This window comes from Streptomyces sp. NPDC059828 (genome assembly GCF_042731955.1).
In the GTDB taxonomy this organism is placed as follows: Bacteria; Actinomycetota; Actinomycetes; order Streptomycetales; family Streptomycetaceae; genus Streptomyces.
In genome coordinates this window covers 183,839-208,846 of record NZ_JBHWIW010000001.1, presented here as the reverse complement: position 1 = coordinate 208,846, position 25,008 = coordinate 183,839, and the positions used below count along the sequence as shown (strand labels likewise).

The following is a 25,008-nucleotide window of genomic DNA, read 5'->3' as shown; positions in this document are numbered from 1 at the left end:
CGTGCGGGACTTCGGCCTTTCGGCTGATAGTTTCGCAGTGATTCAGAATGCGGCAATGCATATTGTCATGGGCTATCTCTGCTTGTGATGTATTTGGCCGGGCAATTTCGCATTCTGTTATCACTCCAGGGAGTTCTCCTTGTCTGTATTCAGACCCCCTGGGGTAGCCAGGCGCTGCTGGACCGGCGTGCTGGGTGCCCTGTTGCTGCTGGGGCCGGTCCACGCCGTCCCCCTCGCGGCCGCGAACGCCGAGCCGGGTTCCGTACCGCACGGGAACGAGGACCGGTACATGGCAGCCGGGTCGGCCATGGCGGCGGCCGCTCCGCTGAGCTGCACGGGCGAACGGATCTACGCAGTCCAGAACGGTGCCAACGCCTCGGACTTCGGCACTCTGCTCGCGCTCGACACCAGCACCCTCGCGGGACCCACGCCCGCCGTGACCACCACCGTGGTCAGCAAGATCCCGCAAGGAGGAATGACCAATGCGCTCGGCATCCTCCCGGGAGGCACAGGAGCGTATGTCGTCGACCGGACCGGCGGGTCGTCCTCGATCGTCGTCCACGGCTATGACGCGGACAGTGACACCTGGACCACCTACTCCGGGACGACGCCCGGCAGCGGCGTGGTCGTGGTGGCGGGCGCCATCGACCCGTCCAGCGGCATCTACTACTACGCCGCCTTCAATCCTGCTTCCGCGCCCGGCAAGGCCAAGGTCTACGGCTTCAACACCACGACCCACACGGCGATCCCGGGTGTGATCGCCACCTTCGACCTGCCCACCACCAGCGTCGCGGGCGCCAACGGCGACATCGCCTTCGACGCGGCGGGCAACCTCTACATCGTCACCTCCGCCAACGGCGTCAACGACGCGGCGATCGGCATCGTGGACGGGCCGATGCCCACGACCGGCTCCGCCGCCGGCACCGCGCTCCCCATGACCGTGCTCACGCACATCGACAATCCGCAGCAGCGTCAGTACAACGGGATCGCCTTCGACAACGCGGGCGAGCTCTTCATCGAGTACAGCACCGTCCCTCCGTCCGCCGTGACCTTCCTCCAGGCGGTCAACCCGAACAACGGGCAACTTATCGGCCAGCCGAAGCGCCTGTCGGACCAGGCGTTCGTCTCCGTGGACCTCGGTGCCTGCTCGACCAACCCGACGCTGACCCTGGAGAAGAACATCGTCGGGCGGTTCATGGAATCGACCACGTCGAACGACCAGTTCGAACTGTCGATCACCGGCGGCGGCATCCGCGAAGGCAACACCGCCACCACGACCGGAAACACGACCGGGGTGCAGCCGGTGGAGGCCGGGCCGGTCGTCGGGGTGGCGAACACCACGTACACCCTCACCGAGCGTGCCGCGTCCGGTGGAAACCTCGCCAACTACACGACGACCTACGCGTGTGTCGATACCGCCAACGGCAACGCACCGGTGTCCTCCGGCGCGACCACGTCCTTCACTCTGCACTTCCCCGGCACCGCACCGGGAGGGAACAGCCCGCGCGTCCTCTGCACCTTCACCAACACCCCCGTCGCCCCCGCCCCCGCGTTGACGCTCACGAAGTCGGCCGTTCCGCAGTCGGTGACGGCCGCCGGGCAGCTGGTGACGTACACGCACACGGTGCGGAACACGGGGAACGTCACGCTGACCGGTGTGACGGTGGCCGAGACCGCGTTCTCGGGTTCGGGCGGGGATCCGGTGGTGTCGTGTCCTGACACGACTCTCGCCCCGGGCGCCTCCATGGACTGCATCGCCACGTATGCGGTGACGCAGACGGATGTGAACGGGGGAGAGGTGGAGAACACGGCCACGGCGTCCGGCACGCCCCCCTCGGGTCCCGCGGTGACGGCGACGGCGGAGGAGACGGTGACGGCTCATCAGGATCCGGCGTTGTCGCTGGTGAAGACGGTGGTCGGGGACGGTGGTGTGTTCCGTGCCGGTGAGGTGCTGACGTACTCGTATCTGGTCACCAACACCGGCAATGTGACGGTGACCGACATCTCCGCGAGTGACACGGCCTTCTCGGGTACGGGTGTCCCGCCGGTGATCTCCTGTCCGTCCGGGGCTCTTGCGCCCGGCGACGCGGTGACCTGTACGGCGACGTACACGGTGACGCCCGATGACGTGGTGGCCGGGGAGATCACCAACACCGCCACCGCCACCGGCACGCCTCCCTCCGGGCAGACGGTGACGTCGAACGAGTCGTCGGCGGTGTTCACCCCGGCGCGCAGGCCGGAGATCCGGCTGGCCAAGACGGTTGCACCGAGTGTGGTGACTCAGGCGGGCCAGCGGGTCGACTACACGCTGGTGGTCTCCAACACCGGCAATCTGCCCTTGGACGACATCACCGTGGCGGACACCGCGTTCTCGGGTTCGGGCACGGCTCCGGTGGTGTCGTGCCCCGGCACTTCGCTGGCGGTGGGTGCGTCGATGACCTGTACCGCCTCGTACGTGGTGACGCAGACCGATGTGAACTCCGGCTCGGTGACCAACACGGCCCGCGCCACGGGCACTCCGCCCGGCGGACCCGAGGTGACCTCCACGGCCGGCGCGACGGTGACCGCCGAGCGGAATCCCGCGCTGACACTGCTGAAGTCTCCCGACCCGGAGTCGGTGACGGCCGCCGGGCAGCTGGTGACGTACACGCACACGGTGCGGAACACCGGGAACGTCACGCTGACCGGTGTGACGGTGGCCGAGACCGCGTTCTCGGGTTCGGGCGGGGCACCGGCGGTGTCGTGCCCGGGAGGGTCACTCGCCCCCGGCCAGACGATGGTCTGCACTGCCACCTATGCGGTGACGCAGACGGATGTGAACGCGGGAGAGGTGGACAACACGGCCACGGCCACCGGCACCCCGCCGTCGGGTCCCGTGGTGACGGCGACGTCGAGTACGACGGTGACCGCCGATCAGAATCCGGCGCTGTCGCTGGTGAAGACGGTGGTCGGGGACGGCGGTGTGTTCCGGACCGGTGAGGTGCTGACGTACTCGTACCGGGTCACCAACACCGGAAATGTGACGCTGTCCGCCGTAGGCGTCGTGGATGTCACCTTCTCCGGAACAGGACCGCCACCCGAGCCGTCGTGCCCGCGGACGACCCTCGCCCCGGGTGATTCGATGGTCTGCACGGCGACGTACACCCTCACCCAGCAGGATGTCGATGCGGGCTCGGTGACCAACACGGCCCGCGCGACCGGCACTCCTCCGAGCGGTACGCCGGTGTCGATCCAGGCGTCGGCGATCTTCACGCCTGTGGTCAACCCGGCCCTGTCCATGGAGAAGTCGGCGGACCCGGTGAGCGTGACCGCGGTCGGCCAGCTCGTCTCCTACGCCTTCGTGGTCACCAACACCGGCAATGTGACGCTCTCCCAGATGGCCGTGCACGAGACCGACTTCTCGGGCTCGGGCCCGGCGCCTCAGGTCTCGTGCCCGAACACGACCCTCAATCCCGGCGCCTCGATCACCTGCACCGCGGCGTACGCCGTCACCCAGGCGGACTTCGACGCAGGCTCGGTGACCAACACCGCTCATGCGACGGCCCGTCCGCCCACCGGCCCGGCCGTGGCCACCCCGCCGTCCAGCGCGATCGTCACCGCCCAGCAGGCACCGGGCATCGCTCTGGTGAAGACGGCCTCACCCGACACGGTGACCGCGGACGGCCAGCAGATCGACTACGCACTGGTCGTCACCAATACCGGCAATGTGACGCTGACGGACGTCCAGGTGAACGAGACCGCGTTCACGGGAACGGGCCCCGACCCGAACATCACCTGCCCGCCGGGGTCCCTCGCCCCCGGCCAGTCGAAGACCTGCACGGCCACCTACACGGTGACCCAGGCCGACATCAACGCCGGTGCCGTGACCAACGGCGCCACCGCCACCGGCACGCCCCCCTCGGGTCCCGCGGTGACGGCGACGGCGGAGGAGACGGTGACGGCTCATCAGGATCCGGCGTTGTCGCTGGTGAAGACGGTGGTCGGGGACGGTGGTGTGTTCCGTGCCGGTGAGGTGCTGACGTACTCGTATCTGGTCACCAACACCGGCAATGTGACGGTGACCGACATCTCCGCGAGTGACACGGCCTTCTCGGGTACGGGTGTCCCGCCGGTGATCTCCTGTCCGTCCGGGGCTCTTGCGCCCGGCGACGCGGTGACCTGTACGGCGACGTACACGGTGACGCCCGATGACGTGGCGGCCGGGGAGATCACCAACACCGCCGTCGCCGGCGGTACCTCCACCTCGGGCCAGGGAGTGGAGTCCAACGAGTCGTCCGCCGTGTTCACTCCGCGGCGCAATCCGGAAGTGCGGCTCGCGAAGTCGGCGTCGCCCGCAGAGGTGACGGAGGCCGGCCAGCGGGTCGACTACACACTCGTGGTCACCAACACCGGCAATCTGGCACTCGACGACGTCACCGTGGCCGAGACCGCGTTCTCGGGTTCGGGCACGGCTCCGGTGGTGTCGTGCCCCGGCACTTCGCTGGCCGTGGGTGCGTCGATGACCTGTACGGCGTCGTACGTGGTGACACAGACCGACATGAATTCCGGCTCGGTGACCAACACCGCCCGTGCGACAGGTACCCCCGACGGCGGCCCCAGCGTCACTTCCACCTCGAGTGCGACCGTCGACGCGGCGCAGAAGCCGGCGCTCTCCCTGGTGAAGTCGGTGGAGCCGACGACGGTCACCGCCGTCGGGCAGCGCGTCGACTACCGCTTCGTCGTGACCAACACCGGCAATGTGAGCCTGACCGATGTGGGGGTCGTCGAGCCCTCGTTCACCGGGTCGGGACAGCGTCCGCAGGTAGTGTGTCCGGTCACCTCCCTGGCGCCCGGGGCCTCGTTGACCTGCACGGCGACCTACACGGTGACCGCCGCCGACATCAGTGCCGGTGCCGTCACCAACGGAGCCACCGCCTCCGGCAGACCGCCCACGGGCCCGCCGGTGACGTCGACTTCGGGCACCACGTTCATCGCCACGGTCATCCCCGTTGCTGCCCTCACCCTGGCCAAAACGGCCTCACCGGCCAAAGTGACCCGCCCGGGCACGCGGATCGAGTACCGCTTCACCGTCAAGAACACGGGAAGCGTGCCCCTGTCCGACGTGGCGGTCAGCGAACACCGGTTCAGCGGGCAGGGGCCCGCACCGGCGGTGTCGTGTCCCCGGAGCGATCTCGCCCCTGGTGAGTCGATGACCTGCACGGCGACCTACACCATCGAGAAGGGCGACATCCGCGCCGGTAAGGTGCGGAACACGGCGACGGCCACCGGCACCGCGCCCGACGGCAGCACGGCGACGGCCACAGCCAGTGCGACGGTGTCCACCTCGGCGCACGGGGGTGGCGGTTCGCATCACCCGTCCCGTCCGCACCATCCGTCCCGCCCGTCAAAGCCCCACCACGGTCATGGGCGGCCGTGGGCCGTCGTCTGAGCCGCGGCCGGGCCGGAGGCGGGAACAGCCACCTCCGGCCCGGCCAACCGGAATCGGACACTCCAGGTAACGCTCGGGTCAATTGAGTGGGGTGGGGTGCAGATGGTTCTGCTGTGCGAGTACTGTGCGCGGCACCTACCCACGAAGTACTGAAAGTGCGTGGAGGATTGATGAAGGTACCAACCCGTGCGTGGAAGCGCTCGGGCGCTCTCATAGCGGGCACGGCCGCTGGGCTCGTCGGCATGGGTCTGTTCGCGACCCCTGCTTCGGCCCACACCCCCGTGTGGACGGTGACCTGCTCCGAGGTCACCGTCGACCTGAAGGCGTACGAGGACAGCGTCACCAACACGGTGACGGTCACGGTGGACGGCAAGGACCTGCTGCCCGCCAAGGAATTCGGCTCGAACTTCCATGAGGCGCTCAAGCTGCCCGACCACAAGACCGAGGTCGAGGTGCGCCTGGTCGTGAAGGCGGGCGACGGCGAACGGTTCTCGCACGACGAGACCAAGACCGCCCCGGTCTGCGAGTCCGAGACGCCCAAGCCCTCGGACACCCCGGAGCCCTCGGACACCCCGGAGCCCTCCGACACCCCCGAGCCGTCGGACACCCCGTCCAGCGAGCCGCCGAGCTCCGCCGCACCGGTTCCGACGCCCAGCGAGACGACGCCGGGTGGTCTCGCGGAAACCGGTGGGTCCAGCGCCACGCCTGTGATCGCCGGTGCCGCGGCTCTCGCGGTGCTCGCCGGTGGCGGCATCATGGTGGCGACCCGCAAGCGCCGCGCGGCCGCTCGCGACTGACGCCTGTCGAGGCCGGTTTGCGGCTGTACGTGCCCTGCGACCACCCGGTCGCAGGGCACGTCTGCGTCCAGGGGCAGGGGCAGGGGCAGGGGCAGGGGTAGGGGTAAACGCGAACGCAAGGGCGCGCAGAGTGTTTCAGCGCGCCAGTGCCAGCAGCCCGATGCGCTGCCAGTTCAGGCGCGGCCGGGCACGGGGGACGCCTGGCCGGGCGCGGGGCACCCGCACCCGCAGGGCACCCGGCCGGACCGTGCAGCGCACCGGTGTCGGCAGGGTGAGTGCCTCACCGTCGAGGCCGACGTCGATCCGCGGGACGTCGGCGTCCACGACGACCTCGGGAGCCGTGAGCACGGTCAGACCCGGCGCCCGTTCACCCCGCAACAGATCCGCCGCCTCGGCGGCGCTGTCGACCTTGATGCACATCAGACCGAGCAGTCCGCCGTCCAGCCGGTCCCGCCGCCCCAGCGCGGCCAGGTCGCCCACCCGGTAGGGATTGTTGCTCACCAGGGCCGCTTGCGGTGCGTCGACGGTGTTTCCCGGCGCCCGTACCGTCAGCCGCGGTCCGGCCCGGTGCGTGAGCACGTCCGGGAACATGTCGAGCGTGGTGCGCACCTTGTCGTTGCGGTAGGCATCGCTCTGCACCACCGCGGCATACGCGCCGAACGACGCGTTGTTCACGAACACCCGATCGCCGATGCAGCCCAGATCCACCCGGAGTTCCACGCCATCCGTCAACGCGTCCAGTGCGGCGGCGGGATCGTTGCGGTCCAGCCCGAGGTCGAGCGCGAAGTGGTTGCGGGTCCCCGCTGGCACGACGAGGAACGGGACGCCGTGCTCGGCCGCGATCCCCGCCACCAGGGCCTGGGTGCCGTCCCCGCCCGCCACTCCCAGCAGATCCGCGCCATCGGCCACGGCCTGGCGGGCGAGGGCCGCCACATCGACCTGCCGTGCCGGGTCCAGCAGCGCGATACGGGCGCCCGCGGCCTGCGCCTTCTCCTTCAGCCCGAACCGCTCGACCTTGCCTCCGCCCGAGCGTGGGTTCATGATCAGGAACGGTCGTTCGGGGCGGGGTGCCTCGGCGGCGCGCTGTGCTCCGGAGGCAGGGTCCATGGCGAGCGCCTCCCAGCCGGCGGTTGCCGCCAGTGCCCCGAGTGCAAGGCAGAGCACCAGCAGCCACAGCAGCCCCGATGTGAGCCCCAGCCAGATGACCACCACCGGCGCCGCCACGGCCAGCACCATGGCGCACACCCGCACCAAGCCGCGACGGGTCAGCGCCCACCACAGGGCGGCAGCAGTCACCGCCGTGCCCACCACCACGACGGCCACCAGAGCGATGCCCCGCAGCCCGGCGACGAGGACGAAGAGCGCCACCGCCGTGAGGGCGGCCACGATCGCGAACCGCGCGGTCCAGCGCTGCAAACGGAGCAGCTCGCCCTCGTTCCGGCCCATGGCACCTCCGGTCAGCCGTCCGAACCGCACCCCGACCACCCCAAGGACATTGCACTACGGCCCGCCCCGCGCCGCCTCCGCTGCCACCCCCGGGGCCGCCGACGATCAATGGCGATCATGCGGGGGCGCTGGGATCATGGTCACGTCAGTGCTCCGGAAGACGGGACCGTACGACGGTAGAAGCCATGGCCGAGGACTCCCAGCCGGATCCGGGCGGCGATCCACTGCTGGCCTCGAAGTTCGCGGTACCCGCCGTACCGCCGGGCTTCGTGGCCAGGAAACGCCTCCTGGACGGGCTCACCGAAGGAACCAGGGGACCGCTGACCGTGATCAGTGGTCCTGCCGGTGCGGGAAAGACCACCCTCGCCGCATCCTGGCACGGCTCCGGGGGCTCTCCCGGTCCCGTCGTCTGGCTCACGCTCGAGAGCGAGGAGAACGCTCCCGGCGCGTTCTGGGCGTACGTCATCGGGGCGTTCCGCTACCACCAGGTGCCGCTGCCCGACATCGGCACCCCCTCGCGCGCCGACACCGTGGACCGTTCCCTGATCGTCCGGCTCGCCTCCGCGCTGGCCGGGCTCCCCGGGCCGGTCGTCCTGGTGCTCGACGGCATCGAGCGGGCCACCGGCCGGCAGGTGGCGGTGGACCTCGAATTCGTCCTTGCCCACGCCGGACCAGCCCTGAGGATGGTGCTCATCGGCCGGGTGGACCCGGCGCTGCCGCTGCACCGCTATCGCGCCGAGGGCAGGATCTGCGAGATCCGCCGCTCCGAACTGGCCTTCACACCGCGCGAGACGGCGCAACTGCTGAAGCAGCACGGGCTGACGCCCTCGCAGGAGAGCGTCGGGGTGCTCACCCGGCGGACCGAGGGCTGGGCCGCGGGGCTGCGACTGTGCGCGCTGGCGATGCAGGGGGCCGATGACGCCGAGCACTTCGCCCGGTCCTTCGCCACCTCGCCCAACGCCGTCGCCGACTATCTGACGGCCGAAGTCCTGGAAGCACAGCCCGCCTCCGTCCAGGACCTGCTCATGCGCACCAGCATCCTCACGCACATCCATCCGGCCCTCGCCGACGCACTGACCGGACGCGCCGACGGCGCGGCCGTACTCGCCGGGCTCGCCCGCGAGAACGCCTTCATCGAACCCATCGGTGACACCGCCTGGTACCGCGGCCATCCGCTGTTCGCCGAAGTGCTCCGTGCCCATCTCCACGACCGCGCCCCCGAACTGGGCCCGGACCTGCACCGGCGCGCGGCGCAGTGGTTCGCCGCGGACGACCGGCTGGCCGAGGCGCTCGAACACGCCGCCGAGGCGGGGGAGTGGGAGTACGCCGCGGACCTCCTCGTCGACCGGCTGGCGATCGGACGACTCCTCACCGGACCGGACAGCCACGGCCTCGAGTGCCTGTTCCGGACCATGCCCGCCGAGGCTCCCGGTACCGCACCCGCGCTGGTCGCGTCCGCCACCGCGCTGCTTCGCCATGACGCCGAGGAGAGCCGCAGACAGCTCGGCCGTGCGGAGGCGGAGGCTGGAAACGGTGCCGCACCGGCAACAACCGAAGGATCCGCAGCCTCACCCGAACGGCGGCTCACCCACGCCCTTCTGCGTCTGCTCAGTGACGCGGGCACGGTCCGGGACGGCGACAGCCAGGTGAGGGCCCTCATGGCACAGCTGCCCGTGGCCCGACTGGAGCAGCATCCCGAGATCGAGTCCCTGTGCCGCTACGGCCGTGCCCAGGCACTCCTCGCCGAGGGCCGGCGCACCGAGGCCCGGGATGCCTTCGCTGCGGCACTGGAGGCCGCGGGTGATGAGCTCACCCGCACGGTGCGCTACCACTGCCTGGGCTCACTCGCCCTCACCGAGGCCGTCGACGGCATGCTGCGCGAGGCCGAGGCGCACGCCGGTGAAGGGCTGCGCATCGCCGACGAAGCGGGAATCCCGGACGGCCACCGCACCGGGCTCTGCCATCTCGCCCTCGCGGCGGTCGCATCCGAGCGGGGCGACCTCCGCGGCGCCCAGCACCACATCGACGCCTCGGCGGACTCCCGCAGCGCTGCTCACGATCCGCTGGGCGCCGCCGAGTCCGCCGTGCTGCGTGCCCGCCTCGCACTGGCGCAGGGTCGTACCGCCCAGGCCCTCGAAGCCCTGGACGCATTGCGCCTGCCGGTGGGCCACAGTGGTGCGAGTGACCACGGCACGCCCCGCAAGGCGACGCCTCTCTGCGCTGAGGCCGCGCGCAGGGTGACCATGACCCGCTGCACCGTGCACCTCGCCCGCGGTGACGCCTCGTCGGCCCTCGCGGCGCTCAACGGAGCAGCCGACGGAGGCTCCGGTCACGCCTTGGCGGCTGCCGCCGTCCATCTGGCAGCCGGGGACTGCGAGCACGCGCGCCGGCTGCTCGCACCGCTCGGCAACGGCGCGTCCCCTGGGCCCGCCGACCGGGTGCGCGCCCGCCTGCTCCAGGCCCACGCCGCGCTGCGGGAGGAGGCGACCGCACACGCGATGGTGTTCCTCGGGCAGGCACTCGACGCCGCACGCCCGCAACTGCTGCGGGCGCCGTTCACCGAGTCCGGCCCCTGGCTGAGGCATCTGCTCGCGCAGGCACCCGCACTCGTGGCGGAGCATCCCTGGCTGAACGAGCGGCCCGAGGAAGGCGGCGGCCGTCCGCCGCTCCTCGAGCAGCTCAGCGATCGGGAGCGCGAGGTCCTGCGGCATGTGGCGCAGATGATGTCGACCCAGGAGATCGCCGCCGAGCTGTATCTGTCGGTCAACACCGTCAAGACCCATCTGAAGAGCATCTACCGCAAGCTGTCCGTCTCCCGCAGGAGCGAGGCGGTACGGCGCGCCCGCGAGGCCGACCTGCTGTGACACCACGGGACGGGTTCACCTCAGGAGGGTGATGCGACGCCACCCCCCGGCACGGGAGCATGCTCGTAGAGGTTCCTGAGGCACATGGAGAGGCTTCACGACTTCACGAAGAGGCGGTACGAAGCGGCCCTGCGAAGAGGCCATGGCCCACGGGGAAGTGTCCGTATGCGATACGAGTTCCGCGTCTCCGGTCATCTGTCCACGGCCGTCGCCGGTGCCTTCCCCGAGTTGGAGGGGGCCACAGTGGCCGAGGAGACGGTCCTGTACGGACCGGTCACGGACGAGGCACACCTGTACGGGCTGCTCGCCCGCTTCCAGGATCTCGGTCTCCATGTGGTGGAGATGCGCCGACTGCCGGAATAGCCCGCCGTCTCAGCCCTGTTCCGCCGGTCCCGCCTCGCGCAGCCGGGGCCCGCGCGCTGCCGCCGCCCGCTCGAACCAGGCCCCGTAGCGGTCGCTGAGCCGTACCGCCGACACACCGTGCAGCAGCACACTCAGGGCCACCGTCAGCGCCACCACCTCCAGCAGGGTGCGCGCCGCGGGGACATGCTCCTTCACGGCGAGCAGGCCGAAGACCAGCGAGGGCAGTCCACGCGGACCGAACCACGCGGCGTACGCCACCGTCGGCAGCCGCAACCCGCTGCCCACCAGGGAGATGGCGGCCGTCACCGGTCGCACCAGGGCCACGAGGAGCACCGCGTACAACGCCACCCGCCAGGTGAGGTGCTGGAGTGCAGGCCCCAGCATGACGGCTCCGAACACCAGGAAACTCATCGCGGCCAGCAGTGACGCCAGGCTCTCGGTGAACCTGCCGACCAGATCGGTGCTGTGCCCGCCCGGGCCCGTGCCGTTCCGGGCCGTCCCGCGCCGCAGAAGCGCGGCGAAGGCGAATCCGGCGACCCAGGCCGCGACGAAACCGCTGCCGCCCGTGGCGGCGGCGAGTGCGTACGAGGCGAGAGCGACCGCCAGCACGACGGCCTGGCTCCACTCCCGGTTCACCCAGTCGGCCACCCAGGCCCGGTGCAGCAGCAGGCCGACCACCGCGCCGACGGCGAGCCCGATCGCGCTGCTGAGGAGCAGCGACCGCCAGAACACCCCCACCAGGCCGTGCTCCGAGGAGGCCGTGCCGGAGATCGCGGCCAGCACGAGGAGGAAGAACGGCAGGACTACACCGTCGTTGACCCCCGTCTCGACCGTGAGCCCGTGCCGCACCACCGGCGGCACCCGGCGATTGGCGACGGCCGCCCTGCACACCGGGATGTCGGTGGGCGCGAGGATCACCGCGATCAGGGCGGGCTCCCAGCCGCTCAGCCCGGGCAGCAGCAGCACGGCCAGCAGCCACCCCGCGCCGATGGTCAGCAGCAGACCGACGGTCACCAGCCGGGCGGACAGCAGGCGCCCGAGATGCAGGTCCCTGCCACGCAGTTCGAAGGAGTCGGTGAACAGCACCAGCGTCAGCGCGGCTTCCACCAGGACGAGGATCGCGCCCGCGTCCTTCTCCAGATCGAGGATGCCGAGACCGACCGGCCCGATGAACACCCCGCAGACGGTGAACACGATCGGCGCGGTGACCGAGGCACGGGCGAGGCGCTTGGACGCCAGGGCATAGCCCGCGGTGACCACCGCCACGGCGACTCCGGCCCAGGCGCCCCCGCCGCTCACCGGCGGACCGTCCGGAACGGGCCTCCGTGGCACGCGCCCATCTGCCGGCGCACCGTCGCGTCCGCCATACGTCACCCACCACTACCCGAGGCATCACGGCCCGCCCATCGTGATCGACCCCGCTGGGCGCGTACGGCACCGACACGGCCCGCTCACCCGGTGGCTCACGGGGGCGCCCCGATACGGCCGGGCTGCGGGGCCCGACCGCCTGCGCGCCGATTCACCCTTGCCGGGTGAGGGCCGTACGGCCGGACCGTCACACACTGGCCGGGAGCGGACGCCCGGCGTCCGACGAGAACGGCAGGAGGACGGCGATGGACGGCACTGTCTACCTCGCGTACGACTACCCGGTGCTGGGCGCGTTCTGGACCGTGATGTGGATCTTCCTCTGGGTCCTGTGGCTGGTGATCCTTTTCCGGGTCATCCTGGACATCTTCCGCTCCCACGACATGAACGGGTGGATCAAGGCCCTGTGGCTGCTGTTCGTGCTGATCATCCCGTTCCTGGGCGTGCTGATCTATGTGATCGTGCGCGGCGACAGCATGGGCAAGCGCGAGATCCAGCACGCCCAGGAACAACAGGAAGCCTTCAGCGCCTACGTCCGGCAGGCGGCGAAGGGCGAAGGCGGCGGCACCACGGACGAGCTGTCCAGGCTCTCCGAGCTGAAGGCCAAGGGAGACCTGTCGGACGAGGAGTTCCAGAAGGCCAAGCAGAAGCTGCTGGGCTGACCGGCCACCGCCCTGCCGGGGTCCGGGGCAGCCACCGAGCCTGGCTGCCCCGGAATGCCGGTCCCCGCTGCTGACGCGCCCCGGCCCCCGGAAGATCCATGGACGGAGGGCGGCCGGGGCTCCACGACGCCACTCGAATGGACCGCCACCGGGACGCACCTCGCAGTTTCCCGCGCTGCAATGGACGAGTGACGGCGATTCCGGCTACCGGGACAGGGTTGACCGCCGCGGTCCCCGACGACTGCCTCGCGCACAACGACTGGATCTGTGGCGCTTATCTGACCAGCCGCAGCGAGATCCTCGAGGAGGCCGTGCTCCAGCACCTCCAGCTGAGCATGACCTCGGTGGCGTTGGCGCTGCTGCTCGCGGTACCCCTTGCCGTCGCCGCCCGACGCTGGCGCTGGGCGGCAGGGCCGGTCCTCTCCCTGACGACGGTCCTCTACACCATCCCGTCACTCGCCATGTTCTCGCTGCTGCTCCCGGTCTACGGGCTGTCCACGTCGCTCGTCATCGCCGGACTCGTCCTCTACTCGCTCACGCTGCTGGTGCGGAACATCCTCGCCGGGCTGCGCGCCGTACCGGAGGAGACCCGCCAGGCGGCGCGGGGCATGGGGTACGGCCCGGTGCGGCTGCTGCTGACCGTCGAGCTGCCCCTCGCCCTGCCCGCCGCCATGGCGGGCCTGCGCATCGCGGCGGTCTCCGCCGTTTCCCTGGTCACCATCGGGGCGATCGTGGGCTTCGGCGGTCTCGGCAACCTCATCTACTCGGGGATGAACACCTACTTCAAGGCACAGGTGCTCACCGCCTCGGTGCTGTGCGTGCTGATCGCCGTCGCAGCCGACTTCGTACTTCTCGGTGTACAGCACCTGCTGACACCCTGGATGCGCCAGACCCGCCGACGCGGCGCATGATCCGGCATCCGGGGCGCAGGCGGATCCCGTGAACATCGTCTCCCAGACCTGGGACTGGCTCGCCGACCCCGCCAACTGGTCCGGCCCGGGCGGCGTCTGGGTACGTCTCGGCCAGCACCTCTTCCTCACCACCGTGTGCCTGCTGATCAGCTGCGCGATCGCCCTGCCCGTAGCCCTGGTGCTCGGCCACCTCGGCAAAGGCGGCGCGCTCGCCGTCAACATCTCAAACGTCGGACGCGCGGTCCCCACCTTCGCAGTCCTGGTCCTGCTGCTGCTCAGCCCCATCGGGACTTGGGGACCCTGGCCGACGATCGTGGCGCTGGTCCTGTTCGCCGTGCCGCCGCTCCTCACCAACGCGTACGTGGGGATGCGCGGCGTCGACGGGGACATCGTCAGAGCTGCCCGGGGCATGGGTATGACCGGATCCCAGACGCTGCTGCGCGTGGAGTTGCCGCTCGCGACGCCGCTGATCCTCACCGGCGTACGGATCGCCGCCGTCCAGCTCGTGGCCACCGCCACGATCGCGGCGCTGGCGGGCGGCGGCGGTCTCGGCCGGATCATCACGGCGGGCTTCAATCTCGCGTCGACACCGCAGGTCGTCGCGGGCGCGGTGCTCGTCGCTCTGTTCGCGCTGCTCGTCGAGGCAGTCTTCGCAATCGTGGAGCGCTGTTCGCCCTACCGGTCAGGGGAGCGAGCGGGATGAGGGGACTGCGCACCGGACTGCCCGCCGCTGCCGCGCTGCTCACCCTGGCCGGCTGCACCACCGGGCCGTCCCTGGAGCACCAGAACCAGAGTGCGGTGACCGCGTCGCCCGGCGACAGCAGACACCTGACCATCGGATCCGCCGGATTCACCGAGAGCGACCTGCTTGCCCGGATGTACTCCCTGCTCCTCGAACAGGCCGGCTACCACACCGAGATCATCAGCGTGAACAACCGGGAGATCTACGAGCCCGCCCTGGAACGCGGCCAGATCGACGTCGTACCGGAGTACGCCGCGACGCTCGCCGACTGGCTCAACGCCAAGGCCAACGGCCCGAAGGCGGCACCCGCGGGGTCGCCCGACCTCGGCAGGACCATGGCCGCTCTGCGCTCCCTGGCCGCTTCGCGCGGCCTGACCGTACTCGACCCGGGCAAGGCCGTCGACCAGAACGCCTTCGCCGTCACCCAGGAGTATGCGGCGAAGCACCACCTGAAGACCCTCAGCGACCTGGGGCGCTCCGGGCTTCCCGTGCGCCTGGCCGCCGGCGACGAATGCGTCCAGCGGCCCTACTGCGCCCCGGCGCTCAAGAAGGCATACGGAATCGACATCACGGGGATCGACCCCAAGGGCGTCGGTACCACCCAGTCCAAGCAGGCCGTCCAGTCGGGGCAGGACCAGATGGTGCTGACCACGACCACGGACGCGACGCTGGATGACTTCGGTCTGGTGCTGCTCGACGACGACAAGCACGTGCAGAACGCGGACTACATCGTCCCCGTCGTCAACCGCTCCCGAGCCGGCGGCCCGGGCGTCACGAAAGCCCTGGACGAGCTGAACTCCGTGCTCACGACGGAGGACCTGCGCCGGCTCAACGAGGAGGTGGACAGCTGGCGCAGGCTGCCCGAGGACGTCGCCCGCGAGTACCTCGAGGCGAAGGGGCTGCTGCGGCGCTGACCGCCCAGCCCCGTTGTTCAGGCGTCGGACACCGAGTCGAAGTCCACCTGCCCGCGCGCCACTCCCCGGGCGTCCGCGTCCACCGAACGGCGTAGCGCCTCATGCAGTTTCGCCGGGGTCAGCACTCCGGCGAACCTCGTCCCGTCCAGCACCGCCACCCAGCCCGCGTCGTGTTGCAGCATCTCGCTGAAGGCCTGCTTCAGCGGCGCCCCGAGCGGCACCCACGCCTCCATCCGGCACGCCAGTCCGCTGACGGTTCCTCCGGCCCCGGTCGAGAGAGCTTCCGCGGACACCCAGCCGTGCAGCTCTCCCGAGGCGCCGAGCACGACCGCCCAGCGGGCCCCCTGGTCGCGCAGCCGCGCCGCTGCCGCAGCGGCGGGCTCGTCACGTCGTGCGACCGGTGGCTGCGCCAGGTCGTCCGGCTCGATGGCGGTGACCGAAAGCCGCTTCAGACCCCGGTCCGCGCCGACGAACCGTGCCACGTAGTCAGTCGCCGGTGCTCCGAGCACGGCCCCCGGAGTGTCGAACTGTTCGATGCGGCCCTGCCCGTAGACGGCGATACGGTCGCCCATCCGCACGGCCTCTTCGATGTCATGGGTGACCAGCAGCACCGTCTTGCGCACCGTGGCCTGGAGACGGAGGAACTCGTCCTGGAGCCGCTCCCGCACGACGGGGTCGACGGCGCCGAACGGCTCGTCCATCAGCAGCACCGGCGGATCGGCGGCGAGTGCCCGCGCCACGCCGACCCGCTGGCGCTGGCCGCCCGACAGCTGGGCCGGGTAGCGGGAGCCGTAGACCTTCGGGTCGAGTCCGACCAGATCGAGCAGTTCCGCGGCACGTGCGTGGGCCCTGGCCCTCTTCCAGCCGACGAGCGACGGGACGGTCGCGGTGTTGTCGAGCACCGTCCGGTGCGGGAACAGACCGACCTGCTGGATGACATAGCCGATACGGCGGCGGAGCTTGACCGGGTCGATCCGGGAGATGTCCTCGCCGTCGACCATGATGCGCCCCGACGTGGGTTCGATCAGCCGGTTCACCATCATCATCGTGGTGGTCTTGCCGCAGCCTGACGGGCCCACCAGAGTGACCAGCTCGCCCTCGGCGACCGAGAACGACAGGTCGTCGACAGCGGTGGTGCCGTCCGGGTACACCTTGCTGACCTGCTCGAACCGGATCATGGACCCACGCTAGGCGCGCCGCGTCCGTGACGCACATGATGGACGTGAGCGTGACCGTCGATCAGCGGACAGACAGCAGGAGCAGCATTGACCAGCTACCGGCAGCCGGGCCTCATCCTCACGGACCGCCACTTCACCGTCCCCCTCGACCACGGCGACCCGTCCGGTGAACAGATCCGTCTCTACGGGCGCGAGGTCGCGTCGAGCGCGCGGGCCGGTGCCGAGCTGCCCTGGCTGGTGTACCTGGAGGGCGGGCCCGGGTTCGGGGCCCGGCGTTTCCACGGCAAGCAGGCGTGGCTGGGCCGTGCCGTCCAGGAGTTCCGGGTGCTGCTGCTCGACCAGCGAGGTACAGGCCTGTCCACGCCCGCCAACCGCCAGACCCTCCCGCTGCGTGGCGGTCCCGGCGCGCAGGCGGACTACCTTGCCCACTTCCGTGCCGACAGCATCGTCCGCGACTGCGAGGCGGTCCGGCGCCAGCTCACCGGCGGGGCCAGGTGGACCGTACTCGGCCAGAGCTTCGGCGGCTTCTGCGCCACCCACTACCTGTCGACCGCCCCCGAGGGCCTGCGGACGGTGCTGATCACCGGTGGACTGCCCTCGCTGGACGCCCGCGCCGACGACGTCTACCGCGCCGCGTATCCGCGTATCCAGCGTAAGGCAGAAGCCCACTACGCCCGCTATCCGCAGGACATCGAACGCGCCCGCCGCATCGCCGCCCATCTCATCGAGCAGCGGCCCGTGCTCCCCGGCGGCTATGTGCTGACCGCCGAGGCGTTCCAGTCGCTCGGCATCCAGCTCGGCACCGCCGACGGAAGCCACCAGCTGCACTATCTGCTGGAGAACGCGTTCATCGACGGCGCGCGGGGCGCGGAGCTCTCCGACGCCTTCCAGGAAGGTGTGGCCGCCGCACTGTCCTTTGCCGCCCATCCGCTGTACGCGGTGCTCCACGAGGCGATCTACGCCCAGGGCGGGGCGCCGACGGCCTGGGCGGCCGAGCGCGTCCGTGCCGAGTTCCCGCAGTTCGACTCCGGGAAGGCGCTCGCCGGGGACGGCCCGCTGCTCTTCACGGGCGAGTCCGTGCACCCCTGGCACTTCGAGACCGACCCCGCCCTGCGCCCGCTGAGTGAGGCCGCCGAGCTGCTCGCCGCCCGCAGCGACTGGCTCCCGCTGTACGATCCCGAGCGTCTGGCGGCCAACGAGGTCCCGGTCGCCGCCGCCGTCTACCACGACGACATGTACGTCGACACGGCCCACTCACTGGCCACCGCACGGAGTATCCGAGGGCTGCGCACCTGGGTCACCGACGAGTACGAGCACGACGGAGTCCGTACGTCCGGCGCCCGTGTGCTGGACCGGCTGCTTGCCCTCGTTCGTGACGAGGCGTGAACGGGCGGGGACGCCACGCTCGCGTCATGAGCCAACCTCAGCTCGAAGCGATGCCGGACGACTGGACCCGCGCCCTGGCGGTCGTGGCCCATCCCGACGACCTTGAGTACGGCTGCGCCGCGGCCGTCGCCTGCTGGACGGACCACGGCAAGGAGGTCGCGTATCTGCTCGCCAGCCGTGGCGAGGCCGGGATCGACACCCTGGCGCCCGCCGAGTGCGCACCACTGCGCGAACGCGAGCAGCGGGCCAGTGCGGCCGTCGTGGGGGTGTCCGCGGTGGAGTTCCTCGACCACCATGACGGGGTGATCGAGTACGGCACCGCGCTGCGCCGCGACATCGCCGCCGCGGTCCGGCGCCACCGCCCCGAACTCGTCATCACGCTCAACCACCGGGACACCTGGGGCCCGGCCGTCGGAGGAAACTGGAACACCCCGGACCACCGCGCCGTCGGCCGGGCCACCCTGGACGCGGCCGGTGACGCGGGCAATCGCTGGATCTTCCCCGAACTCCTCACCGAGCAGGGCCTGGAGCCCTGGAGCGGAGTGCGCTGGGTGGCGATCGCGGGCTCCGCCACGCCGACCCACGCCGTGGACGCCGCCGCGGGACTGGATCGCGCCGTTCGGTCGCTGCTGGAACACCGCAGCTATATCGAGGCGCTCACGGACGAGGATCCCGAGGACTACTGCCGCACATTCCAGAACGGCAACGTCCGTGCCCTCGCGGACCGGTTCGGTGGCAGGCCGGCCGTGGGATTCGAGGTCTTCGGCCGCTGAGCGCGTACTGCGCGCCTCCCCCCGCCGATCGGCTGGGAACGGGTGGTTCACAGAAGCCAAGCGACCGCTTAGTATGCGCCTGAGCGGACGTACCCCCGACCAACCGCGGAGGCCCCGAATGCAGTCATGGCGTGTGCACCGGAACGGTGAACCGAGTGAGGTGATGCGGCTCGAGGAGACCGCCAGGCCGGAGCCGGGGGAGGGGCAGCTCCTGCTCAGGGTGCGCGCGGCGAACATCAACTTCCCGGACGCGCTGCTCTGCCGAGGTCAGTACCAGATCACCCCGCCGCTGCCGTTCACCGCGGGTGTGGAGTTCTGCGGCGAGACCGAGGACGGCAGGCGGGTCATCGCCACCGCCGCGCTGCCCCACGGGGGCTTCGCCGAGTACGCCGTGGCGCCGGCCGCCGGGGTGCTGCCCGCGCCGCACGCCCTGGACGACGCCGAAGCCGCCGCCCTGCACATCGGCTACCAGACAGGCTGGTTCGGACTGCACCGCCGCGCCCGCCTCAAGGAGGGCGAGACCCTGCTGGTGCACGCCGCGGCAGGTGGAGTCGGCAGCGCCGCCGTACAGCTCGGCAAGGCAGCGGGCGCCACGGTCATCGGCGTCGTCGGCGGGGCGGACAAGGCGGCCGTCGCACGGGAACTGGGCTGCGACGTCGTCATCGACCGGCACAGCGACGATCTGGTGGCCGTGGTCAAGGACGCCACCGGTGGCCGCGGCGCCGATGTCGTCTACGACCCGGTCGGCGGTGACGCCTACGCCAAGTCCGTCAAGTGCGTGGCCTTCGAAGGCCGCATCCTGATCGTCGGCTTCACGAGCGGCACCGTCCCCAGCCCGGGGCTCAACCACGCGCTGATCAAGAACTACTCCATCGTCGGTCTGCACTGGGGTCTCTACAACCAGAAGGACCCTGCGGCGGTCATCCGCTGCCACGAGACCCTCACCGAGTATGCCGAGAAGGGCCTGATCAAGCCCCTCATCAGCGAGCGAGTCCCCTTCGCCGGCGCCGCGGAGGCGGTGCAGCGGGTCGCCGACGGGGCCACCACCGGTCGGCTCGTCATCCTCCCCGAAGGAGCCGCGTCATGACGGACGCCACCGAACTGCGGGCACGCACGCAGGAGTTCCTCGCCGCCCATCCGCCCGCCGGCACCGGCCGCACCGACTTCCTCAAGGCCCGCTTCGACGCCGGTCTCGCCTGGGTGCACTACCCGCCGGGACTCGGTGGTCTCGGCGCTTCCCGTACCCTCCAGGCCGTTGTGGACGCGGAACTCGAGGCGGCCGGAGCGCCCGACAACGACCCCCGCCGGATCATGATCGGCCTTGGAATGGCCGCGCCCACGATCCTGGCCTACGGAACCGAGGAACAGAAGCGCCGCTTCCTGCGCCCGCTGTGGGCCGGCGAAGAGGTGTGGTGCCAGCTCTTCAGCGAGCCCGGTGCGGGTTCCGACCTGGCAGCACTCGGCACCCGCGCCGTGCGCGACGGCGACGACTGGGTGGTGAGCGGCCAGAAGGTGTGGACATCCAGCGCCCACATCGCCCGCTGGGCCATCCTCATCGCCCGCACCGACCCCGACGCACTCAAGCACCGTGGAATCACCTACTTCATCTGCGACATGACGGACCCGGGCGTCGAGGTCAGGCCCCTGCGCCAGATCACCGGCGAGGCGGAGTTCAACGAGGTCTTCCTCACCGGCGTACGCATCCCCGACGCCCACCGCATCGGACCCGTGGGGGAGGGCTGGAAGGTCGCCCAGACCACCCTCATGAACGAACGCGTCACCATCGGCGGCATGCGGCTCCCGCGCGAAGGCGGAATGATCGGGCTCGCCGCCGCGACCTGGCGCGAGCGTCCCGAACTCCGCACCCATGAGCTGCACCAGCGCCTGCTCGGCCTCTGGGTGGAGGCCGAGGTCGCCCGCCTCACGAGTGAGCGGCTGCGCCAGCAGCTCGCCGCAGGCCAGCCAGGGCCCGAAGGCTCCGGTACCAAGCTCGTCTTCGCCCGCCTCAACCAGGAGATCAGCGGCCTGGAAGTCGAACTCCGGGGCGAGGAAGGACTGCTGTACGACGACTGGACCATGCGGCGTCCCGAGCAGGTCGACTTCACCGGCCGCGACATCGGCTACCGCTATCTGCGTACGAAGGGCAACTCCATCGAGGGCGGCACCAGCGAAGTGCTGCTCAACATCGTCGCCGAACGCGTCCTCGGACTGCCCGCGGAACCGCGCACCGACAAGGACGTCGCCTGGAAGGACCTCGCCCGATGAGCACGAGCAACACGAGCAGCCAGCCGGATCTGCTCTACTCCGAGGCCGAGGACGATCTGCGCGCCGCCGTACGGGACCTGCTCGGTGATCGCGCCGACCTCCAGGCCACCCTCACCGGCATGGAGACCGGGACCCCCTACGATCCCGCGTTGTGGCGGTCACTCGCGGTGGAGATGGGCGCCGCGGGGCTCCTCGTACCGGAAAAGCTCGGCGGACAGGGGGCGAGCCACCGCGAGGCCGCGGTGGTGCTGGAGGAGCTGGGCCGGGCTGTGACCCCGGCGCCGTACCTCACCAGTTCGGTCATCGCCACCGAGACGCTGCTCGCCCTCGCAGAGGGAGCCGGGCGGGGAGACGTCGTGGCAGAGCTGCTCGCGGACACGGCAGCCGGTCGGACCGTCACCGTGCTCGCCATGCCGCTGTCCGCCGCGCCCGGCGCGGAGCCGCCCACCGGCCCCGCCGTGTCCGCTGTCGCCGACGCGCAGTTCGCCGATGTGCTGCTGGTGACGAGGACGGACGGGCTGTACGCGGTGCGGCGCACGGACGCCCGGATCACTCCGCAGCTCCCGCTCGACCTCACCCGCCCGCTCGCCACCGTCACAGCCGAGGGCGCGGCCGGCACCCGGCTCGCGGACGCCGCGACAGCCCGGGCCGCCGTGCACCGTGGCCTGCTCGCCGGGGCCGGGCTGCTGGCATCCGAGCAACTGGGCGTCGCCGAGTGGTGCCTCGAGGAAACCGTGCGGTACACGCGCGAGCGCTACCAGTTCAACCGTCCCGTCGGCTCCTTCCAGGCGCTGAAGCACCGTATGGCCCGGCTCTGGCTGGATGTGGTGAACGCCCGGGCAGCCGCACGCAGCGCCGCCGACGCGCTCGCCACCGGCAGCGACGACGCCGCGCTCTCGGTGTCCGTCGCGCAGGCCTTCTGCTCCCGGGTCGCCGTCCACGCCGCAGAGGAGTGCGTGCAGTTGCACGCGGGCATCGGCATGACCTGGGAGCACCCCGCCCATCTGTATCTGAAGCGCGCGAAGACCGACGAGCTCGCACTCGGCACGCCGGGACGCCACAAGGAGGTGCTGGCGGAACTCGTCGGCCTGCCCGCCCCCCGGTAACACCCCGGCACCGACCCGCCTGTGCGGGAGGGCGCGCGGCACGCGGATCCGAACCCGTTTCCGGCGACCTCGACGACCACCCGATCGGCGGGCGCGCCACTCGGCCGTCCGGCACCTCAACTCCGCCACACTGGCGGCCGAATGCCGCATTCCCGTGCGGCGGCGAAGGAGGTTGGGGGATGGTCGTGTCCGTCTCAGTCGTGCTGCTGCTGCTCGTTCTCGCGGTGATCTATCTGCGGAACGGCGGTCTGAAGATCTCGCACGCACTGGTCTGCGCCCTGCTCGGCTTCTTCCTGGCAGGCACGAGCATGGCGCCGACGATCCACAACGGAGTGTCCGCCACCGCCGACGTGGTGAGCAAGTTGGGGCCCTGAGCCAGGGGCCGGACGACGACGACACACGGATGCCCGGGACCGGCGAGCGAATCGCCGGTCCCGGGCATCCTTGACGATGTGCGCGCCGCTCAGGTCAGCGTGGGCATCTCACCCTCGGTGGTGGTCACGTCGATCACCGCGACCGCGGCGCCCTGCGGGTCGACGAGCGCGGCGAACCGGCCGAACGGCATGCTCATCGGACCGAACACCACCCTGCCGCCGAGCTTCTGGGCCGTGGCAACCGCGGCATCGCAGTCCGGGACGGTGAAGTACACCTGGATGTAGGACGGGACCTCCGGCGGGAACTCCTCGTCGGTCATCTTCATCCGCCCGAGTACGGGCGTGTCCTCGCCGAGACCGTAGATCTTGTAATCGATCTGGTCGTCCTGCATGGTCTTCACGCCGTAGCCGAAGACCGCGGGGAAGAACCCGTCCGCCTTGTCCGGCTCGCGCGTGAACACCTCGGCCCAGCAGTAGGACCCCGGCTCGGTGGTCGCCGTCTCGAACCCGGTGTGGGTGCCCGGCTGCCAGACACCGAAGGTGACGCCACCGGGGTCCTGGGCGAGGCACATCGTGCCGAACTCACCGACCTGCATGGGCTCCATGAGGACCGTGCCGCCGTTCTGGCGGATCTTCTCCGCCGTCGCGGCGGCGTCCGGCGACGCCAGGTAGAGACACCATTGCGACTGGCCCTCCTGACCCGGCATGGGCGGCACGACCGCGGCGACCGCCTTGCCGTTCGCGTACGCCTGTGTGTAGTTCCCGTACTCCGACGATGACTCACCGAACGTCCAGCCCAGGACTTCGGCGTAGAAGGTCTTCGCTCCCTCCAGATCGGAGAACATCGCGTCGGCCCAGATCGGCCTGCCTTCGGGTGCTGCGGCCATGACTGACTCTCTTCGCTGTCTGCGCTGTGGAGGCCCCCGGTCCGCAGGACGGCCCCGGACCGGTGGACCGTGACCGGTATCACGCTAGTGAGAGCGATGCCGTCCCGCGCGATGACACCGCGAATCGGTCCGGTCAAACGCCGGACGCGCGGGAAAACACCCCGATGCCATTCGGTACCGCACGCTCCGAACCGCCGCTGGGATGATTGCGTACGGTCATATGCGCCGCTTCCCGGCCGCGGGTGACCAGGGTCGACGAGCCGCCACCGTCCAGATTGAACGCGTCGACGCATCCGGCGTCCCGCATCACCGCCGCCAGTTCGGCCACGGTCAGACCGTTCCGGAACTCCGGCGCGCCGTCCAGAGCCAGCAGCAGCATTCGGTGCCCGTCGTCCGCGATGCCGGCGGCCGTGCGGACAGCCCCGGTGCCTTCGTCCAGACCCGGCAGCGGCGCCTGGTCCCGCAGCACGGGATACCCGCCCAGCGCGAAGCGGTATGCGGAACCGGAGCGGGTGTCGACAAGGTGGTGGCGGACGGCGACCCGGTCGCCCACGGACAGCTTGCGCAATGCGGCGGCGCCGGCCTCCCGGCCGACCAGTACTTCGGTGCCCGGTCCGATCGCTCCCCGGCCCGGCGCGGTGGCCACGGCCACCACGCGTCCGTCCCGCACCGTCACCTCGTAGGTCCGGCTGCTGCACGGGGCGGCGCGGCGGGCGTCGGTGCCGCAGGTGGCCCGCATCCGTGAGGCGGCACCCCAGTCGGAGGTGAACGCGCCCACGGAGCCGACCGGCAGCGCGTACTGGTTCAGCCCGCGCAGCGGGAGCGTGCCGGACTGTGTGGACACCGTGCCGTCGAGGGCGAGTTGGCCGAGCCGGGCCCTGCCATCCTCGCCCACGCCCAGCACCTCGCGTGTCGTTGTTCCCGACGGCAGCGCCGGGCCGAACCGCTGGCCGTCGGGGACGGCCCCCTTCAGCTCACGTCCGGCCGCGATCGCGGGTCCCACCGGGGCGCCGGTCGGCTCGGTCCCGGGGTGCTGGGTCTCCGTGATGTTGAAGAAGTCCCCGTTGACACCCGCCACCGCTCCTGCCGCGTCGGCGAGTGAGGACAACGGGGCCCGGGCGCTCACCGCGCCCGGGTACAGCAGACCCACGGAGACCCGCGGGTCGCGCAGATCGACCGTCAGCAGATGGGCCCGTACGGGACCCCTCCTCGCGGCGATGTCCAACCGCCGGTACGCGACCCCCGGCGCGATCCGCACCCAGGCGGGTGACTTGGCGGTGGGCGCGGCGGTGGCGGCTGCCGCGGGCCCGGGAGCCACCAGGGCACCCCCCGCGAGCACACCGCTGAGCACCATGCGGATACGAGCATGACGTGTCGTCACTGAGCCCCCAGCTGTCCGGCCAACTCCCCCCGAGCACTCAAGAGTCGACCCGGACGATGAGGCGTGTGTGCCGTTGTGGCCTCCCATGGGCCGCCGACCTGCGAAAACATGCCCACTGAGCCACTCCTTCGAAGGACAGCGGTGCACGGTGGTCCACCCCTGCGTA

19 protein-coding genes are annotated in these 25,008 nt (G+C 70.8%); 14 read left to right on the top strand and 5 right to left on the bottom strand.

Features of this window, described 5'->3' with window-relative positions:
• Window positions 1-139 precede the first annotated feature (139 nt).
• A complete protein-coding gene (locus ACFV6V_RS00770) occupies window positions 140-5,428 on the top strand; it encodes a hypothetical protein (protein WP_385557008.1) in 5,289 nt (1,762 codons plus the stop codon).
• Window positions 5,429-5,598: 170 nt separating this feature from the next.
• Window positions 5,599-6,225 (top strand): LAETG motif-containing sortase-dependent surface protein, encoded by a 627-nt coding sequence (locus ACFV6V_RS00765; protein WP_385557005.1) that lies wholly within the window; start codon window positions 5,599-5,601, stop codon window positions 6,223-6,225.
• A 135-nt stretch (window positions 6,226-6,360) separates the two neighbouring features.
• Here the strand turns inward: ACFV6V_RS00765 and ACFV6V_RS00760 are convergent, their stop codons facing one another.
• Window positions 6,361-7,671 carry a diacylglycerol/lipid kinase family protein gene (locus tag ACFV6V_RS00760; protein ID WP_385557002.1) on the bottom strand — a complete coding sequence of 437 codons (1,311 nt, stop codon included), beginning with the start codon at window positions 7,669-7,671 and terminating at the stop codon, window positions 6,361-6,363.
• Between the two features lie 185 nt (window positions 7,672-7,856).
• Between ACFV6V_RS00760 and ACFV6V_RS00755 the strand changes: the two genes are divergently transcribed.
• A complete protein-coding gene (locus ACFV6V_RS00755; protein ID WP_385556999.1) occupies window positions 7,857-10,535 on the top strand; it encodes a LuxR C-terminal-related transcriptional regulator in 2,679 nt (892 codons plus the stop codon).
• A 165-nt stretch (window positions 10,536-10,700) separates the two neighbouring features.
• The gene (locus tag ACFV6V_RS00750) at window positions 10,701-10,898 is read left to right on the top strand and encodes a hypothetical protein (protein ID WP_385556996.1); all 198 of its coding nucleotides are present in this window, start codon (window positions 10,701-10,703) and stop codon (window positions 10,896-10,898) included.
• Between the two features lie 9 nt (window positions 10,899-10,907).
• Here ACFV6V_RS00750 and ACFV6V_RS00745 read toward each other — a convergent pair whose 3' ends face one another.
• Window positions 10,908-12,197, bottom strand: coding sequence for a cation:proton antiporter (locus ACFV6V_RS00745; protein WP_385556993.1), 1,290 nt, complete (start codon window positions 12,195-12,197; stop codon window positions 10,908-10,910).
• Window positions 12,198-12,511: 314 nt separating this feature from the next.
• Between ACFV6V_RS00745 and ACFV6V_RS00740 the strand changes: the two genes are divergently transcribed.
• The 4 genes from ACFV6V_RS00740 to ACFV6V_RS00725 all read left to right on the top strand — a co-directional run bounded on the left by ACFV6V_RS00740 (window position 12,512) and on the right by ACFV6V_RS00725 (window position 15,492).
• Window positions 12,512-12,925 (top strand): SHOCT domain-containing protein, encoded by a 414-nt coding sequence (locus tag ACFV6V_RS00740; protein WP_361288283.1) that lies wholly within the window; start codon window positions 12,512-12,514, stop codon window positions 12,923-12,925.
• 218 nt (window positions 12,926-13,143) lie between these two features.
• A complete protein-coding gene (locus tag ACFV6V_RS00735) occupies window positions 13,144-13,836 on the top strand; it encodes an ABC transporter permease (protein WP_385556988.1) in 693 nt (230 codons plus the stop codon).
• A 28-nt stretch (window positions 13,837-13,864) separates the two neighbouring features.
• Complete coding sequence (locus ACFV6V_RS00730) at window positions 13,865-14,539, top strand: ABC transporter permease (protein ID WP_385556985.1); 675 nt, start codon at window positions 13,865-13,867, stop codon at window positions 14,537-14,539.
• Entirely contained in the window at window positions 14,536-15,492 is a 957-nt protein-coding gene (locus ACFV6V_RS00725; RefSeq protein WP_385556982.1) for an ABC transporter substrate-binding protein, read from the top strand. Before ACFV6V_RS00730 ends, ACFV6V_RS00725 begins: the two co-directional genes overlap by 4 nt.
• Before the next feature lie 17 nt (window positions 15,493-15,509).
• Here ACFV6V_RS00725 and ACFV6V_RS00720 read toward each other — a convergent pair whose 3' ends face one another.
• Complete coding sequence (locus ACFV6V_RS00720) at window positions 15,510-16,670, bottom strand: ABC transporter ATP-binding protein (RefSeq protein ID WP_385556979.1); 1,161 nt, start codon at window positions 16,668-16,670, stop codon at window positions 15,510-15,512.
• 87 nt (window positions 16,671-16,757) lie between these two features.
• Here ACFV6V_RS00720 and ACFV6V_RS00715 point away from each other — a divergent pair, with 87 nt between their 5' ends.
• From ACFV6V_RS00715 to ACFV6V_RS00690, 6 genes are all read left to right on the top strand, one after another.
• On the top strand, window positions 16,758-18,056 hold the full coding sequence (locus ACFV6V_RS00715; protein WP_385556976.1) for an alpha/beta fold hydrolase: 1,299 nt from the start codon (window positions 16,758-16,760) through the stop codon (window positions 18,054-18,056).
• Window positions 18,057-18,082: 26 nt separating this feature from the next.
• Window positions 18,083-18,829, top strand: a complete 747-nt coding sequence (locus ACFV6V_RS00710) for a PIG-L deacetylase family protein (protein ID WP_385556973.1) — start codon at window positions 18,083-18,085, stop codon at window positions 18,827-18,829.
• Between the two features lie 118 nt (window positions 18,830-18,947).
• The gene (locus ACFV6V_RS00705) at window positions 18,948-19,916 is read left to right on the top strand and encodes an NADPH:quinone oxidoreductase family protein (protein ID WP_385556970.1); all 969 of its coding nucleotides are present in this window, start codon (window positions 18,948-18,950) and stop codon (window positions 19,914-19,916) included.
• On the top strand, window positions 19,913-21,094 hold the full coding sequence (locus ACFV6V_RS00700) for an acyl-CoA dehydrogenase family protein (RefSeq protein WP_385556967.1): 1,182 nt from the start codon (window positions 19,913-19,915) through the stop codon (window positions 21,092-21,094). Before ACFV6V_RS00705 ends, ACFV6V_RS00700 begins: the two co-directional genes overlap by 4 nt.
• Complete coding sequence (locus tag ACFV6V_RS00695; RefSeq protein WP_385556964.1) at window positions 21,091-22,200, top strand: acyl-CoA dehydrogenase family protein; 1,110 nt, start codon at window positions 21,091-21,093, stop codon at window positions 22,198-22,200. The genes ACFV6V_RS00700 and ACFV6V_RS00695 overlap by 4 nt, the downstream gene beginning before the upstream one ends.
• Window positions 22,201-22,379: 179 nt before the next feature.
• Window positions 22,380-22,574: a hypothetical protein gene (locus tag ACFV6V_RS00690; protein ID WP_361288301.1), complete on the top strand. Its 195-nt coding sequence runs from the start codon at window positions 22,380-22,382 to the stop codon at window positions 22,572-22,574.
• Between the two features lie 89 nt (window positions 22,575-22,663).
• Here ACFV6V_RS00690 and ACFV6V_RS00685 read toward each other — a convergent pair whose 3' ends face one another.
• Both ACFV6V_RS00685 and ACFV6V_RS00680 read right to left on the bottom strand, forming a co-directional pair.
• The gene (locus ACFV6V_RS00685; protein ID WP_385556960.1) at window positions 22,664-23,461 is read right to left on the bottom strand and encodes a VOC family protein; all 798 of its coding nucleotides are present in this window, start codon (window positions 23,459-23,461) and stop codon (window positions 22,664-22,666) included.
• 133 nt (window positions 23,462-23,594) lie between these two features.
• Complete coding sequence (locus ACFV6V_RS00680) at window positions 23,595-24,815, bottom strand: phosphodiester glycosidase family protein (RefSeq protein WP_385556957.1); 1,221 nt, start codon at window positions 24,813-24,815, stop codon at window positions 23,595-23,597.
• Between the last annotated feature and the right edge of the window lie 193 nt (window positions 24,816-25,008).

Coding starts and splice junctions, on each gene's coding strand:
- ACFV6V_RS00765 (WP_385557005.1), top strand. CDS start 5,599: ATGAAGGTACCAACCCGTGCGTGGAAGCGCTCGGGCGCTCTCATAGCG.
- ACFV6V_RS00760 (WP_385557002.1), bottom strand. CDS start 7,671: ATGGGCCGGAACGAGGGCGAGCTGCTCCGTTTGCAGCGCTGGACCGCG.
- ACFV6V_RS00755 (WP_385556999.1), top strand. CDS start 7,857: ATGGCCGAGGACTCCCAGCCGGATCCGGGCGGCGATCCACTGCTGGCC.
- ACFV6V_RS00750 (WP_385556996.1), top strand. CDS start 10,701: ATGCGATACGAGTTCCGCGTCTCCGGTCATCTGTCCACGGCCGTCGCC.
- ACFV6V_RS00740 (WP_361288283.1), top strand. CDS start 12,512: ATGGACGGCACTGTCTACCTCGCGTACGACTACCCGGTGCTGGGCGCG.
- ACFV6V_RS00725 (WP_385556982.1), top strand. CDS start 14,536: ATGAGGGGACTGCGCACCGGACTGCCCGCCGCTGCCGCGCTGCTCACC.
- ACFV6V_RS00720 (WP_385556979.1), bottom strand. CDS start 16,670: ATGATCCGGTTCGAGCAGGTCAGCAAGGTGTACCCGGACGGCACCACC.
- ACFV6V_RS00710 (WP_385556973.1), top strand. CDS start 18,083: ATGAGCCAACCTCAGCTCGAAGCGATGCCGGACGACTGGACCCGCGCC.
- ACFV6V_RS00705 (WP_385556970.1), top strand. CDS start 18,948: ATGCAGTCATGGCGTGTGCACCGGAACGGTGAACCGAGTGAGGTGATG.
- ACFV6V_RS00700 (WP_385556967.1), top strand. CDS start 19,913: ATGACGGACGCCACCGAACTGCGGGCACGCACGCAGGAGTTCCTCGCC.
- ACFV6V_RS00695 (WP_385556964.1), top strand. CDS start 21,091: ATGAGCACGAGCAACACGAGCAGCCAGCCGGATCTGCTCTACTCCGAG.
- ACFV6V_RS00690 (WP_361288301.1), top strand. CDS start 22,380: ATGGTCGTGTCCGTCTCAGTCGTGCTGCTGCTGCTCGTTCTCGCGGTG.
- ACFV6V_RS00685 (WP_385556960.1), bottom strand. CDS start 23,461: ATGGCCGCAGCACCCGAAGGCAGGCCGATCTGGGCCGACGCGATGTTC.
- ACFV6V_RS00680 (WP_385556957.1), bottom strand. CDS start 24,815: ATGGTGCTCAGCGGTGTGCTCGCGGGGGGTGCCCTGGTGGCTCCCGGG.